Here is a 15,002-nt window from a genome sequence, read left to right as displayed (position 1 = left end):
CCCCCGCCCTGTGCGGGGGTTAAGGCACGGGGATGAAACACGCCCTCCCCCTCCTGGCCCTTGGCCTTGCCACCCTGTCCTTCCCCGCCAATGCCCAGACCGACCCGGCGAAAACCGATCCAGCCAAGCTGGAACAGTCGGTCCGCACCATGGCGTCCGACCTGTTCGAGGGGCGCGCGCCCGGCACCGTGGGGGAAGAGCGGACGATCGGCTATCTCGTCGCCCGCTTCGAGCAGTTGGGATTGGAGCCGGGCGGTCCGGACGGCCAGTGGGTGCAGACCGTGCCGCTGCTCCATACCCGCCTTGGCCAGTCGGAAAGCCTGTCGGTCGCGCAAAATGGCGCCGCTACCCCCTGGACCTTCGGCAAGCAGGTTTACCTCTCGACCCTTCAGCCCAAGGACAAGGTTGCCGTCGCCAATGCACCGATGGTCTTTGTCGGCTATGGCGTCTCCGCCCCGGAACGCGGCTGGGACGATTTCAAGGGCGTGGACCTGAAAGGCAAGATCGCCGTCTTCCTGATCAACGATCCGGACTTTGAAGCCGCCAAGGGCGAAGACCCGTTCGGCAAGTTCGGCGGCAAGACCATGACCTATTATGGCCGCTGGACCTACAAGTTCGAGGAAGCCGCCCGCCACGGCGCGATCGGCGCGCTGATCGTCCATGACACGCCGGGCGCCGGCTATGGCTGGAACGTGATCGTCAGCCCCGGCGGCGAGAATTACGACCTCGTCCGCCCGGCCGACAAGCTCATCAGCCTGCAGGTGCAGGGCTGGGTCGAGGGTGAGGCCGCCAAGGCCCTGTTCGCCGGCGCCGGTCAGGATCTGGCCGCGCTGCGCAAGCAGGCCCGCTCGGCGAAATTCAAGCCGGTCGAACTCAAGGGGGCCAGCTTCTCCGCCGCCTTCCCGGTCACCCAGGAAGTGGTGAAGAGCGCCAATGTCATCGCCCGCATCCCCGGCGCCAAGCGCCCGGATGAGACGGTCATGTATGGCGCCCATTGGGACGCCTATGGCAAGGGTGCGCCCGACGCGCAGGGCCGCATCTATCGTGCCGGCGCCAATGATGATGCGCTCGGCATGGCCGGCCTGTTCGAGATAGCCCGAACCTTCAAAGCCGGCCCCGCCCCTGACCGTTCGATCGTCTTCGCCGCCTGGACGGCGGAGGAACGCGGCCTGCTGGGGTCGGAATTTTATGCCCAGAACCCGGTCTACCCGCTCGACAAGACGGTCGCCAACCTCACCATCGACGTGCTCCAGACCGCCGGCAAGGCCAAGGACGTGATCCTGATCGGCAAGGGCCAGAATGTGCTGGAGGACGATCTCGCCAAGTTCGCGGCCAAGCAGGGTCGCGTCATCACCCAGGAAAGCCTGCCCGAACGCGGCCTCTTCTACCGCGCCGATCATTTCTCCATGGCCAAGCGCGGCGTGCCCGTGCTGCTGATGATGGGCCTCGCCGGCGCATCCGACATGGTCGATGGCGGCCGCGCCGCCGGCCAGGCCTGGATCGATGCCTATACCGGCAAATGCTATCACCAGGCCTGCGACGCGGTCGACGATACATGGAAGCTGGACGGCGCCGCGCAGGACGTGGACCTGATGTACGACATCGGCCGCGACCTCGCCTTCTCGGCCCGTTGGCCCGAATGGAAGGCCGGCTCCGAATTCAAGGCCATCCGCGACAAGAGCGCGGCGGTCCGGAAGTAACGCAACATCCTCCCCTCCCTTTCAAGGGAGGGGAGATATTTATGCAGCGCTCAACCGATACAGTCCCGCCCCATGCGGCGGCAGCGTCACCGATATCCGGTCCGCCTGCTGCCCCAGCGCCTGCCCGGCCCACAGGTCGCGCACCGCCACCGGAGCGTTCAGCCCCAGATCACGCAGCCTGATCCAGACCTCGCGCGGCTTGTCGCTGACGTTGAACAAGGCGACATAACGGTCCGCGCTCCCTTCCGCCTTCGCCGACCAGATGCGGCCGCCATCCTCGATATAATGGGGCTGATTGTCGTAACTCGCCTGATTGACCGCGATCACCTCCTTGTTGGTCAGCAGCGCCAGCGTCGCCGCATCCAGATGCCGCAGATCACCGCCCATGATCAGCGGCGACCGCGCGATCGCCCACAGGGTCATCAGCGTCCGCTGCTCGTCCGGGGTGAAGCGCGTATCCCGCTCGCCCAGCGCCAGCCGCCCCAGCGGCAGCATGTCCGCATCCGGCCATGAACCCGGCCCACGATAGGGCGTCCAGTTTTCCAGCCGGGTAAACTGCGCCTCCAGCATCGCCCAGTCGTCCCAGAAATCATCGGAGATGCGCCACATCTGCGCATATTTGCGGACATGATCGCCGCGCATCACCGGCGTCTCGCCGGGCGAGAGGCTCAGGATGATCGGGCGCCCGATGGCGACGATGGCCTTGTGCGCCGCCTCGATCTCCGCCGCATGGGCGTCATAGGGCCGGCTCATATCGTCCATCTTGACGAAATCGACGCCCCAGTCGGCATAGAGGCGGAAGATGCTGTCATAATAGGCCTGCGCGCCCGGCCGCGTCATGTCGACGCCATACATGTCCGGGTTCCAGCTACAGATGCTCTTCCTGTCGGCGATGTCCGCCGCACGATATTTCGTCCCCAATATCGGCAGATTCTGCTCCACCGCCGCACGCGGGATGCCGCGCATCACATGGATGCCGAATTTCATGCCCAGCGCATGCACATCCCTGGCAAGCTGGGTGAAGCCCTTGCCGCCCACGCTGGACGGAAAGCGATTGGGTGCCGGGATCATCCGGCCATAGCCGTCCATCGCCGGCCTGGGCTTGGCATTATAGGTATAGCTCGACGCCTCGGGCTCATACCACTGAATGTCCACGGTGAAGATGTCATAGCCAAAGGGCAGCAGCTTTTCCGCCATGATCCCGGCGATCTCGCGCGCCTGCGCCTCGGTGATGGTGGTGGCAAAGCTGTTCCAGCTATTCCATCCCATCGGCGGACGCGGCGCCAGCACCGCTTTCCCCGCTTCCGCCGGAGCTGCCCCCGCCCGCACTGCGCCAGCAGCCGCAAGCCCCGCCACGCCACCTGCGAGCATATCGCGGCGGCTGGCCTTCCATGTCATCCTCATCATTTGTCGGAGTTAATAGGAAGTCAGAGCCGAAATCAACATCCGTTCGTTTCGAGCATGTCGAGAAACGCAGACCTAGCGCTTGCCGCTTCTCGACACGCTCGAAGCGAACGGACGTGGGTTCATCAAACCCTGATCCCCGCCAGCCACTCGCCGATCATCGCCCGGCCCGCTGCCACCGCGCCCGGCCCATGATCGTCATGATCCTTCCGCAGCGCGATGCCGCATTGCCCCGCCACATCCAGATCGGCCCAGAAATGGGTCAACCAGTCGTCGAAGCGCGAATCCTCGCCCATTTCGGCGTGGAATTGCAGCGCCAGCAGATTGGGCCCGCGCCGGAACGCCTGATGCGCATAGCGATCGGTCGACCCCAGCAATTCGACCTGATCGGGCAGGTCGAACGTGTCGCTATGCCAGTGCAGCACCGGCACGCCGTCGATATGGCGCAGCGGTGATCCCGCCCCCGCCGCGTTGACGCTGACCGGCGCAAAGCCCAGTTCCATATGCCCGCCCGGATAGACCCGCGCGCCCAGCGCCGCCGCGATCATCTGGCTGCCCAGACATACGCCCAGCGTCGGCCGGTCCGCCGCCAGCCGCGCGGAAAGCTTGCCGATCTGCACCGGGATCCAGGGATGCACATCCTGTTCATAGACGCCCATCGGCCCGCCCATCATGATGAGCAGATCGGGTTCGGTCAGGTCGATATCGGCGAAATCGGGGCTGGCCACATCGATCCGTTCGATCTGATAGCCGGCCGCCTCGATCGGCTGGAGATAGCCTGCCGCACCCTCGCGCGGCACATGTCGGACGATCAACGCTCTTTTCATTACCTCCGATAGCTAGCCAGCCAAACCCGCCGACGCCAGCCCAGCCTTTCTTGGGGACAGAAAATTGCCGCTATCGGCTTGGCCCGGCCGCCCAGCCCTGATTTAACCTCGGCCCATGATCCTGACCCGCATCGCTCGCCCCGTCCTGCTGGCCACTTTGCTCGCCGGCACCGCCCTTTCCGCCCAGACCAGCGAAGCCCCTTCCGCGCCGGTCGATGCGGTCGATCCCTTCATCGGCACCTCGGGCGAAGGCCATACCTTCCCCGGCGCCGTCGCCCCCTTCGGCATGGTCCAGCTCTCGCCCGACACCCATGTCGGCCCGGCGCGCCAGACCTATAATTGGGCGGCGGGCTATCGCCATGAAGACCCGGTGATCCTCGGCTTCTCCCACACCCATTTCTCCGGCGCGGGCCATAGCGACCTTGGCGATTTCCTGGTGATGCCCGTCAGCGGCGACAGCGTTCCGCTGGAGGCCGGCGACGAGAAGACGCCCGGCTTCCGCTCGCACAAGGCTGATGAAGTCGCCTCGGCCGGCTATTATGCCGTCACCCTGACCGATCCGGGCGTGCGTGCGGAAATGACGGCCGGCACCCGCGTCGGCGTCCACCGCTATACCTTCCCCACCGGCAAGGCGGCGCATCTGCTACTCGACCTGCGCTCGATCATCTATGACTATCCCGGCAAGATCCTCTGGTCCTCCATCCGCATCCGCCCCGACGGCACGATTACCGGATCGCGCGAGGTGCGCGGCTGGGCCACGCCGCGCCGCATCTTCTTCGCCATCCGCTTTTCCGCGCCGCTGACCGGCCACCGCTTCGTCAGCACCGAAAAGGACATAATCTACAAGGGCTTCAAAGGCCCCGGTCGCGGCCCCGAGACGCTGGACTCGCTATCCGGCCGCGCGCTGGTGGCACAGCTCAACTTCGGCACGCTGGCGAAGCCGCTGGAGGCGAAGGTCGCGCTGTCGGGCGTGGATGAGGATGGCGCCATCGCCAACCTCGCCAGCGAGCCGGGCGATTTCGACGCGATCCGGGCCAGCACCCGCACCGCCTGGAACGATGCGCTGGGCGCGGTGAAGATCGATGCGCCCAAGCCGATGCGCACCAATGTCTATACCGCCCTCTATCACAGTCTGATGGCGCCCAGCGTCTGGAGCGACGCCGATGGCCGCTGGCGCGGACCCGATGACCAGGTCCATGCCGGAACCGGCTTCACCATGCATTCCACCTTCTCGCTGTGGGACACGTTCCGCGCCGAACATCCGCTGCTGACGCTGATCCAGCCCGAAGCGAAGAACGCCGATTTCGTGAACTCGCTGGTCGTGGGGCAAAAGACCAGCCCGTTCGGCATCCTCCCCGTCTGGCAGTTCGGCGGCAAGGAAACCTGGACGATGATCGGCTATCATGCCGTCCCGGTCATCGCCGACGCCTGCCTGAAAGGGATCAAGGGGATCGACTGCACCATCGCGCTCAAGGCGATGGTCGCCAGCGCCGACTATGCCCCCTATGGCGGCCTCGGCGATTATATGAAGCTCGGCTATGTCCCCATCGACCGCGAGCCCGAAGCCGCGTCCAAGACGGTCGAATATGCCTATGACGACTGGACCATCGCCCGCCTCGCCCGCCAGTTGGGCGACACGGTCACGGCCCAGCGCTTCGAGAAGCGCGCCCAATACTGGCGCAACAGCTTCGACGCGAAGACCGGCTTCCTGCGCGCACGCAAGGCCGACGGCAGCTTCCGCACCCCCTTCGATCCGACCGCGATCAACTATGGCAGCGACTATACGGAGGGGAATGCCTGGCAATATAGCTGGTTCATGCCGCACGATCAGGGCGGCCTGTTCCGCCTGCTGGGCGGCGACGCGAAGACCATCGCCAAGCTCGATGCCATGTTCGACTATGACAATAGCAAGATCGACTATAGCCATGCCGAGGATATTTCCGGCCTGATCGGCCAATATATCCATGGCAACGAACCCAGCCACCATGTCGCCTATCTCTACAGCTATGCGGGCCAGCCCTGGCGCACGCAGGAGCGGCTGAAGCAGATTGTCGACAGCCAGTATAAGCCCACGCCCGAGGGCCTCGCCGGCAATGACGATCTGGGCCAGATGTCCGCCTGGCTGGTCTTCACCGCCTTGGGTTTCTACCCCGTGGCGCCGGGCAGCAACGAATATGTGATCGGCCGCCCCTTCGTTGACCGCGCCGAGATGACCTTGCCCAGCGGCCACCGCTTCACCGTGATTGCCGACGGCCTGACCGACGCCAACCGGTATGTCGGCCAGGTGACGCTGAACGGCAAGTCGCTCGATCGCGGCTATATCACCGACGCGGAAATCCGCGCTGGCGGCGAACTGCGCTTCACCATGCAGGCCAGCCCCAACAAGACATGGGCGACCGGCATAAAGGCCCGCCCCTTCTCCATGACCGGCTATGGTAAGTGAAGGCGCGAGACCGGCATTATCTCTTCGTCTGCAGCCAGAACAAGCTGCGCAGCCCCACCGCCGAACAGATTTTCGCTGACCATCCCGGCATCGAAACCCTGTCGGCGGGCACCAACCATGATGCGGAAACGCCATTGGACAATGAAATGCTGCGCTGGGCCGACACCATCTTCGTGATGGAAAAGACCCACCGCAGCAAGATCCAGCAGCGCTTCCGCAGCGCGCTGGGCGGCACAAGGATCGTCTGCCTCGACATCCCCGACGACTACGCCTTCATGGACCCGGACCTGATCACTCTGCTGCAGGCAAGAATGGCCCGCTTCCTGCCACGCGCCCCGACCACCTGATCACCCTGCCAAGCCGAGCGGCGAAGATATGGAGAAGAGCTAGCCGACTGCGGGTGAAGTGCGCCAGCGCCAGCCTGCACATCCTTCACTCGGGTGACGCATTGGGGTGGAAACAAGACATTCCTCCCCGGCACGGGGAGGGGGACCGCTCGCGTAGCGAGTGGTGGAGGGGCACAGGCCCAATAGCGCAGCGCTAAGAGGCTCCAGCCCCTCCGTCAGCGCTTCGCGCTGCCACCTCCCCGTGCCGGGGAGGAATGTCCGCTTCTCGTCGACAGCCGTCAAAACCCGACATCGTCATGAAACCGCAGCGAAGCCCTGTCCTACTCGACCAATCTCTGATCTACCCTGGGCGATGCACCAGCACCGCCCCCTTCCCTCGCCCCGACCGCAGCCCGCCACAGCCCGTGACCCATATGTCGCCTCCCTGTCGCGTCGGCATGACCCGACCGGCGCGTCGGTTCGAGGCTGTCCTGACCCAATTGTCGCGCGACCGTTGCGCCATGGGCGCGCGGCAGGCGCATATCCGGTGCAAACGGCCCTGAATGCCGCACGACACTGTGAACTTCGGCGCTGTCACGTCGGCATGACCTTTGCCGATCCCGCTCTATCGGCAATAGCCTTCCTCGCCCGGCTTCACGATCAGGCAGTCCTGCTTGTCGGCGAGATATTTGAAGCCCGTCTCCGCCCCGGTGCCCGGCCGGATGGCGAGATCGCGGCCATCGCGCACGAAGCGGATCGTCGCGCCATCGGCCAGGCCGCTATAAGTCACCTCCCGGTCGAGATTATCCTTGTTGGCCAGCGCATAATGGCCCGGTTTCCCATCGGGCGCGGGCTGGATGTCGAGGAACAGCCCTTCCGGCCCGGTCCAGCGCCCGACCCATTCGTCGGTGGGCAGCGCCGCGCCGGCATTGTCCGGGGCCGCGACAGAGTCTGTATCCTCGATCGCTTCGGCATGGGCCGGCACGCTCGCATTGTTCGCCACCGTTTCGTTGTCCACGCCCTTGGCGCAGCCACCCAGCAGCAATACCGCGCCCAGACCGGGCAGGATCAGGCGAAGGGCGGACGTGGTGGCGGGCTGTCGGATCATCCATGGTCTCCTTGCTGTCATGACGACAATATGCGGAGCAAACGGGCGAACCGGCCGGATCGATCCGCAATCGGGTCGAACGGCGCTTGCCAGCGCCCGTCATTTCCGCACAATGAGCGGCAACAAAATAGCATGTTCGGGGCGCCGGGTCGTCCCATGCCGGGGGGCAAGTGAGAGCGAAATTCGTACGGGAGTCCGCCGATGTCCGGCGGCAGGCACTGATCGACGCAACGGCAAAATGTCTGGCGGAAAAGGGCGTGGCAGGCACCTCTGTCCGCGCCATCTGCGCCGCCGCGGGCGTATCGTCCGGGCTGCTGACCCATTATTTCGAGGGTGTCGATGCGCTGATCCTGGCGACCTATCGCGATGTCGGCCAGCGCGTATCCCAGGCCATGGATGCAGCGATCGCAGGCGCGGGCGATGATCCGCTGGACCGGCTGCGCGCCTTTCTCCAGGCCAATTTCCGCGAGCCCGTGCTCGACGCCGACCTGCTCGCCACCTGGATCGCCTTCTGGAGTCTGATCAAGTCCAACGCCGATGTCGCGGCCGCCCATGCCGACATCTATGCCGCGTCCCGCGCGCAGTTGGAGGGGCTGGTCGCCGCCGCCGCGCCGGCCTTCTCGCCCGCGCAGGTACGGCTCAAGGCCATCGGCCTCACCGCGCTGGTCGACGGGCTGTGGCTGGAATATTGCCTCGACCCCACCAGTTTCAGCGCGGCGGAGGCACAGCAGCTGGTCGAACGGGCCATGGGTCACGCCCTGCGGGATCAATGAGCCGTTCGATTAATCGGATAGCGTGTGATCGCTTTTATCTATCAACATGTCCGAGAAAACCAATTTCCCCCGAATCATCCGCTTCCCTACACAGGCTTCGCAACAGCAACCCTAATCAAGGAACTGGATAGCCCATGGCTCTCATCAACACCCCCCTGCAGCCTTTCAAGGCAACCGCTTTCAAGGAAGGCAAGTTCGTCGACGTCACCGATGCCGACGTCAAGGGCAAGTGGGCCGTCTTCTTCTTCTACCCGGCCGACTTCACCTTCGTCTGCCCGACCGAGCTGGAAGACCTGGCCGACATCTACCCCACCCTGCAGGGCATGGGCGTGGAAGTCTATTCGGTGTCGACCGACACCCACTTCTGCCACAAGGCCTGGCACGACACCTCGCCGGCCATCGGCAAGATCAACTATTACATGCTGGGTGACCAGAACCACGACATCTCGAACCAGTTCGGCGTGCTGCGCGAAGGCGTCGGCCTGGCCGATCGCGGCACCTTCGTGCTCGATCCGGAAGGCGTGATCCAGCTGGTCGAAATCACCCCCGAGGGCGTGGGTCGCAACGCGGCCGAACTGCTGCGCAAGATCAAGGCGCTGCAGTACTGGACCAGCCATCCGGGCGAAGTCTGCCCCGCCAAGTGGGAAGAAGGCGCGGAAACCCTCGCCCCCTCGCTCGACCTCGTCGGCAAGATCTAAGCACCATCAGGTGCTGACAGGCCGCCGGGCTCGCCTCCGATGAGGGAGCCCGGCGGACCTTCAAAAAAATTTCTACAGACTTATCTTAGTTTCAACGGGGCTTTTGGGTCGCACCAATTCCCCGGACGGGCCGTCGCGTCCTCCCGATCGGGACGGCCCGCCATTTTTTCCACGGAGCCAGACAGACATGTTGGACGCAAATCTCAAGGGGCAGTTGAAGGCCTATCTGGCGAACATCACCCAGCCGATCGAGCTGGTGGCTTCGCTGGATGACGGCGCCAAGTCGCGCGAAATGAACGAATTGCTGACCGAAATCGCCGAGCTTTCGGACAAGGTCAGCCTTGCCACCGGTTCGGACAAGCGCAAGCCCAGCTTCATGATCCGCCGCGTCGGTACCGATATCGGCGTCACCTTCGCCGGCTTGCCGATGGGCCATGAATTCACTTCGCTTGTGCTCGCCTTGCTGCAGGTCGGCGGTCATCCCTCCAAGGCCGCGCAGGATCTGATCCAGCAGGTGAAGGATCTCGATGGCGACTATGCGTTCGAAACCTATTTCTCGCTGTCGTGCCAGAACTGCCCCGACGTGGTGCAGGCGCTGAACCTGATGAGCGTGCTCAACCCCCGGATCAGCCATGTCGCGATCGACGGCGGCCTGTTCAAGGACGAGGTCGACGCCCGCAAGGTCATGGCCGTGCCGACCATTTTCCTGAACGGCGAACCCTTCGGCCAGGGCCGGATGGAGCTGGAGCAGATCGTCGCCAAGATCGACAGCGGTGCCGAAGCGAAGGCGGCCGAGAAGATCCGCAAGCAGGACCCGTTCGAGGTGCTGGTGGTCGGCGGTGGCCCTGCCGGCGCGGCGGCGGCCATCTATTCGGCGCGCAAGGGCATTCGTACAGGTGTGGCGGCGGAACGCTTCGGCGGCCAGGTGCTTGACACCATGGATATCGAGAATTTCATCTCGGTCAGCCGCACCGAAGGGCCCAAGCTCGCCTCGGCGCTGGAGGCGCATGTCAAGGATTATGACGTCGAGATCATGAACCTGCAGAAGGCGGCGAAGCTGATCCCGGCCAAGACCGAAGGCGGCTATCATGAGGTTGTGCTGGAAAATGGCGCCTCGCTGAAGGGCCGCACCATCATCCTGTCGACCGGCGCCCGCTGGCGCCAGATGGGCGTGCCGGGCGAAGACGAATATCGCAACAAGGGCGTGGCTTACTGCCCGCACTGCGATGGCCCCCTGTTCAAGGGCAAGCGCGTGGCGGTGATCGGCGGCGGCAATAGCGGCGTCGAAGCCGCGATCGACCTGGCCGGCATCGTCGCCCATGTCACCCTGATCGAGTTTGACAGCCAGCTCCGTGCCGACGCAGTGCTGCAGCGCAAGCTCGCCAGCCTGCCCAACGTCAAGATCATCACCTCGGCTCTGACGACCAAGGTCAACGGCAATGGCGAGCGGGTGACCGGCCTCAGCTACAAGGACCGCAACAGCGGCACCGAGCATGATGTCGAGCTGGAAGGCATTTTCGTCCAGATCGGCCTGGTGCCCAACACCGAATGGCTCAAGGACACGATCGCCCTCTCGCCCCGTGGCGAGATCGAGATCGACGCGCGCGGCGAAACCAGCCAGCCCGGCATCTTCGCTGCCGGCGACTGCACCACCGTGCCCTACAAGCAGATCGTCATCGCCATGGGTGCTGGGTCAACCGCGGCCCTGTCGGCCTTCGACTATCTGATCCGCCTGCCCACTGCCGAGGAGGCAGCCGAGGCAGCCTGAAAAATGCCCGCCTGAACCAGTTCCCCCCTTCTGGTTTTCAGGCCAGCGAAGGCCGGCCCGTTACCCTGACGGACCGGCCTTTTTCCTATATTCTCGTCGAAATACGCGGCGGCTCAGCTTTCGATCAGGTCGAGATAGGCGACGACATCATTGTCGGTGGCGAGGAACAGGCCATCCTGCACTTCCTGCGGCTGTTGTTCGGCGACGCGCAGCGCTTCGCTTAGGGGGCCATACAGGATCGTCATCGCCGCGCCGTCGTCGCCCAGATGATAGAGGCGGACGGTCGCGCTGTCATAGGTGGTGCGCATCGCTCTTCCCTATCAGATCGGCACGGCAAAGTCAGCGCCGGTCCTTGACCTTCATGCTGGGGGCAAGCTGGTTCTGGCCGATCCGGACGGCATCGTCGGTAAAATTGGCGACGAAGGTCGAGCCGCGCGCCAGGCCCGGCACGAAGCCGGCCTTGTTCCCTTCGATCACCAGGGCGCTGCTGTCCTGCTCGCGGCCCTCGGGCGCGACAGTGATGAAGGCCGACCAATTATCCTTGTCCTTGCCCTGTACCATGTCGTTGCCGACGATCTGGCCACTCGCGCCGTTGCTGAGGTCGATCATGTAATTGGTGAGATGGCCACTGCTGTCGTCAAAGCTGTTGTCGCGGATATCGACCTGCGCGGCGCGGCTCTTGAGATAATGGCCGCCATCGCCCTGGTCGAAGCGCGAACGGGTGACGCTGAGGCGCGCGACCCGGCCGATATAAATGCCATGGGCACAGTCGAGATCGCGGTCGCACCGGCCCAGATGGCGGAAAGTCGATTTGTCGATCTGGACCGTGGCACCGCGATCCTCGCCGGTCAGAATGCCTTCCTCGCTGTCGCGGAACAGGCTGTTACTGACGGAAAGATTGCCTTTTTCGAGACGGATGCCCGATCCATTGCCATCGGGAACGCGCAGATTCTGGAAGATCAGGCCATCGACCATGGTGGCGCGGCCGCGCAGCACCAAAGCCGCCTTTTCCTCGCAGATCGTGCCGTCGAAAATCGCACTGCCCGGCGTCGCGGCCTTGATCGTCACCTCGCCACCATTCTGCACCGCGCATTGGCGATAGGTACCCGGCGCGACGATGACCGTGCCCTTACCATCGCCGATCGCGCCGATCGCATCGGCGAGCGAGGCAAAGCCCCGACCATTTTCGGCAAGCGTGAACGGAGCCGGCGCGCTCTGGGCAAAGGCCGACGCGGTGATGGCTGCGGACACCAGCAGCAGGGTCGAGAGGATGCGCATGCCATCAAGGCTAGGCGCCGACCGCATCATAGCCAAGCCCCATAGTACAACTGAACGCACCTGCCCCACTTTGGGGCAGAAGCATTTCCAGGCGGAGAGGCAGCTACACCGCCATAAACCGCAAATTCGTCCATCAATTCCATTCAGCTAAGCCAGAGAAATGTTGAGGATCAGCCAGGCAATCGCATCGCCGCGAACAGCGCATTGGCTACCTCCGGCCCGGTCACGTCACCATGATCGGCAATGAATTCGTCAGCCAGCAAATTGGTAATGCGCGTGGGCGCCCAAGGCGGATAAACGAAGCTCCCCTGCTCCAGCTTCGACGCAGTTGCTTCTTGCTGCATTAGCATGGCGCCGTTGCGGCCAATGCCTCCAAACTTGTCAGCGGGACCGCCGACGGCCGCCCGCTTGTCGCCTGAAAAACGGGACGCAATAGCATAGGCGATACCAACAGCCTTGTCGTTGCGGGTGTGGGTCACGGTGATCGGTCCCAACACCCTGTTTTCGACAATGACTGACCGAAAAAAGCCCGCCTTCCCTTCAATGTTCGAGGCAAAGCCATTATGGGAGAAGGCCCCCTGGAGCAGGGCCAGAGATTGCGGACGAAATGGTATCCCACCAGCCACGGCAGCGGTCACCACGCGCGCGCCGAAACTGTGCCCGGCCAGGTGAATATGCAGGTCTGGCCGCCCTGCCCTGATCCCGGCCAGTACCTTGTTAAGACCCGCGCCGATAGCTCCGGCGCGCTCCTTCATTACATAATAGGTCGAATAGTTGAGCAGGCGCCATGCCCCGCCCTTGGCCCCGTTCCAGAAACCGGCAAGGCTGGATGCACTACCATCCGCATCCATGGCTCGGCCCTCGTCCAACAGCGCAGTCACCCCGCCGCCACTGTCTCGATCATCGGCAAGTTCGACCGGATCCGAAAGCGCGTTCAGAATATCGTCGCCCTTGTGCGGGGTGAACAAGCGCGCGGAGTTATCATCTTCGGTATCACTTGGCTGTGGGAGCATGGCCTGAAGCGCCTCGACGAAATCCGTGCGTGCTTTCGCCCGGTCTTCAAGATCAGGCAATGCAGCCTTGGCGCGATCGAGAATGGCAGGATCGATGTCACCCAACAATTCACCGAGCCGGTCCAGCTTGTCCGCCAGCAATCGCACATTCCCCGCGCCCGTGATGCTGGCGCTGCCACCTCCAGGATCGGCGCTCGGTCGTAGGGCATCGTCGGTAAACCGCTTCGAGGGCCAGTAGACGCCGACGACTGCAATGCTGCGCGCCTGCTCCGCCTCCCTGTCGATCGTCGAGCGCAGATTGCCGAGCAATTCCTCATAGAGCGCGCGCGCTTCAGCGATGTCGTTGTTCCAGCCATGCGACAATATCAGCAGTTCGCTGATCCCCGGATCGGCGAGCGCTGCAGCCGCGGCCGAATGATCTGATGCATCGACGGCGCCCTCCTTGGTGAAATCGAGCTTGAAGAACGGAAAACCGGCTATCGTCTCCACTATCTTTCTCCCGTTTATACCGATTGAATGGCACGCATGAGGTCAACCAGCCCCGATCCTTGGAAATAGCGCTCACGCCCAAGATCCGTCGCCGTCTTCATGAATATCGACTTCACCTTCAACGGCTGCCCGATAAACTCGCGCCGGGCGGACAGGAAAGCCGCGATCACACCCGATACATGTGGCGCCGCCATGCTCGTGCCGCTGTCTTCAACATATTGGGACAGAACCACCGTCGAGCCGTCGCCCGCCTGTTCCTCGAACGGAGGCGCTCCTGGCTTGTCGCCGCTGGAACAGGACAAAATACGCTCTCCCGGCGCGACCAGATCCGGCTTCAGCCGCCCGTCACCCGTCGGTCCCTTGGACGAGAAATAGGAGATGCCATAGACATGCGGCATATCTCTGTGGGTCGAGCCGACCGTGATCGCGTCCTCGGCATTGCCCGGATCGTTGATCGTGATATCCAGCCCGGCAGCACGTGGCCCGGCGCTCATCGGCTGGTTATAGCCATAGCCGGTGTTGCCGGCCGCCGCGACGACGACGACCCCGGACGCCACCGTGCGATTGACCTCGACACAGACCGGGCTTTGGCCGCAGGCGAACCATGCCGGTTCGAAACCATAGCCAACGCTGAGGTTGACGCCATGCACCAGCAGACGTCGCCCATGGCTGTTCAATTCCTGGATATATTCCAGCGCAGCGATAATGTTGCTGGCCTTGCCTTCACCGTCATCGTCCAGAACCTTGAGGCTCAGGATCTTTGAGTAGCCCCTAGATTTCTGGACGCCTTCTATCCCAATTTTGAGGACAGGAGACGACGATGGGGCAGCCCAATTTCAGCGATGAGTTCAAGCGTGATGCGGTGGCCCAGATCACCGAGCGCGGGTATCCGGTAGCGGAGGTTTCCGAGCGGCTCGGCGTCAGTCAGCATTCGCTGTACGCATGGAAGCGGCAACTGGCGAAGGTGGTGTCTGGCGATGCCAGCAAGGATGCCGAGATCCGCCAGTTGAAGCGCGAACCGGCCCGGGTGACCGAGGAGCGCGGTATCTAGGCCGTAAACTCATAAAAAGCCTTGAGGATTGGCGATTGGCGTGATTCAGAGGCCTCCAGAGTTGGAGGGCTTGATGGCACGGCGGCGGTACGAACTGACAGATCGGGAATGGGCGATTATCGAG

General features: G+C 63.7%; 13 protein-coding genes and 1 pseudogene. 7 read left to right on the top strand and 7 right to left on the bottom strand.

The features are described from left to right. The first annotated feature begins 32 nt into the window (after positions 1 to 32). On the top strand, positions 33 to 1,700 hold the full coding sequence (locus CG471_RS17085; RefSeq protein ID WP_099232621.1) for a M28 family metallopeptidase: 1,668 nt from the start codon (positions 33 to 35) through the stop codon (positions 1,698 to 1,700). Between the two features lie 39 nt (positions 1,701 to 1,739). Here the strand turns inward: CG471_RS17085 and CG471_RS17080 are convergent, their stop codons facing one another. Both CG471_RS17080 and CG471_RS17075 read right to left on the bottom strand, forming a co-directional pair. Further along, positions 1,740 to 3,098 (bottom strand): glycoside hydrolase family 27 protein, encoded by a 1,359-nt coding sequence (locus CG471_RS17080; RefSeq protein WP_099232620.1) that lies wholly within the window; start codon positions 3,096 to 3,098, stop codon positions 1,740 to 1,742. A gap of 131 nt (positions 3,099 to 3,229) precedes the next feature. After that, complete coding sequence (locus tag CG471_RS17075; protein ID WP_099232619.1) at positions 3,230 to 3,931, bottom strand: glutamine amidotransferase; 702 nt, start codon at positions 3,929 to 3,931, stop codon at positions 3,230 to 3,232. Between the two features lie 115 nt (positions 3,932 to 4,046). On the opposite strand from CG471_RS17075, the gene CG471_RS17070 reads away from it, so the two are divergent. Together CG471_RS17070 and CG471_RS17065 are read left to right on the top strand one after the other, a co-directional pair. Beyond that, the gene (locus CG471_RS17070) at positions 4,047 to 6,374 is read left to right on the top strand and encodes a GH92 family glycosyl hydrolase (protein ID WP_099232618.1); all 2,328 of its coding nucleotides are present in this window, start codon (positions 4,047 to 4,049) and stop codon (positions 6,372 to 6,374) included. After that, positions 6,371 to 6,721 (top strand): low molecular weight protein tyrosine phosphatase family protein, encoded by a 351-nt coding sequence (locus CG471_RS17065; RefSeq protein ID WP_099232617.1) that lies wholly within the window; start codon positions 6,371 to 6,373, stop codon positions 6,719 to 6,721. The genes CG471_RS17070 and CG471_RS17065 overlap by 4 nt, the downstream gene beginning before the upstream one ends. Positions 6,722 to 7,325: 604 nt before the next feature. On the opposite strand, the gene CG471_RS17060 is transcribed toward CG471_RS17065, so the two are convergent. Beyond that, on the bottom strand, positions 7,326 to 7,808 hold the full coding sequence (locus CG471_RS17060) for a hypothetical protein (protein ID WP_099232616.1): 483 nt from the start codon (positions 7,806 to 7,808) through the stop codon (positions 7,326 to 7,328). A gap of 170 nt (positions 7,809 to 7,978) precedes the next feature. On the opposite strand from CG471_RS17060, the gene betI reads away from it, so the two are divergent. From betI to ahpF, 3 genes are all read left to right on the top strand, one after another. After that, entirely contained in the window at positions 7,979 to 8,581 is a 603-nt protein-coding gene (gene betI / locus CG471_RS17055) for a transcriptional regulator BetI (protein WP_037511538.1), read from the top strand. Positions 8,582 to 8,715: 134 nt separating this feature from the next. Further along, positions 8,716 to 9,279: an alkyl hydroperoxide reductase subunit C gene (gene ahpC, locus CG471_RS17050; RefSeq protein ID WP_004210655.1), complete on the top strand. Its 564-nt coding sequence runs from the start codon at positions 8,716 to 8,718 to the stop codon at positions 9,277 to 9,279. Between the two features lie 187 nt (positions 9,280 to 9,466). Then, complete coding sequence (gene ahpF, locus CG471_RS17045) at positions 9,467 to 11,047, top strand: alkyl hydroperoxide reductase subunit F (RefSeq protein ID WP_004210653.1); 1,581 nt, start codon at positions 9,467 to 9,469, stop codon at positions 11,045 to 11,047. 113 nt (positions 11,048 to 11,160) lie between these two features. On the opposite strand, the gene CG471_RS17040 is transcribed toward ahpF, so the two are convergent. From CG471_RS17040 to CG471_RS17025, 4 genes are all read right to left on the bottom strand, one after another. Continuing rightward, positions 11,161 to 11,355 carry a hypothetical protein gene (locus CG471_RS17040; RefSeq protein WP_004210651.1) on the bottom strand — a complete coding sequence of 65 codons (195 nt, stop codon included), beginning with the start codon at positions 11,353 to 11,355 and terminating at the stop codon, positions 11,161 to 11,163. A 31-nt stretch (positions 11,356 to 11,386) separates the two neighbouring features. Beyond that, positions 11,387 to 12,325, bottom strand: coding sequence for a right-handed parallel beta-helix repeat-containing protein (locus CG471_RS17035; RefSeq protein ID WP_099232640.1), 939 nt, complete (start codon positions 12,323 to 12,325; stop codon positions 11,387 to 11,389). 170 nt (positions 12,326 to 12,495) lie between these two features. Then, the gene (locus tag CG471_RS17030) at positions 12,496 to 13,827 is read right to left on the bottom strand and encodes a hypothetical protein (RefSeq protein WP_099232615.1); all 1,332 of its coding nucleotides are present in this window, start codon (positions 13,825 to 13,827) and stop codon (positions 12,496 to 12,498) included. Positions 13,828 to 13,841: 14 nt separating this feature from the next. Then, the gene (locus tag CG471_RS17025; RefSeq protein ID WP_257211585.1) at positions 13,842 to 14,582 is read right to left on the bottom strand and encodes a S8 family serine peptidase; all 741 of its coding nucleotides are present in this window, start codon (positions 14,580 to 14,582) and stop codon (positions 13,842 to 13,844) included. A 65-nt stretch (positions 14,583 to 14,647) separates the two neighbouring features. On the opposite strand from CG471_RS17025, the pseudogene CG471_RS17020 reads away from it, so the two are divergent. Further along, positions 14,648 to 14,875 (top strand): annotated as a pseudogene (locus tag CG471_RS17020) (transposase); the annotation flags it as partial. Between the last annotated feature and the right edge of the window lie 127 nt (positions 14,876 to 15,002).

Origin of the sequence: Sphingobium sp. IP1, assembly GCF_002708645.1 — a bacterium.
Taxonomy (GTDB): domain Bacteria; phylum Pseudomonadota; class Alphaproteobacteria; order Sphingomonadales; family Sphingomonadaceae; genus Sphingobium; species Sphingobium yanoikuyae.
The sequence above is the reverse complement of the archived record's forward strand: the minus strand, read 5'-3'. Positions and strand labels throughout refer to the sequence as shown.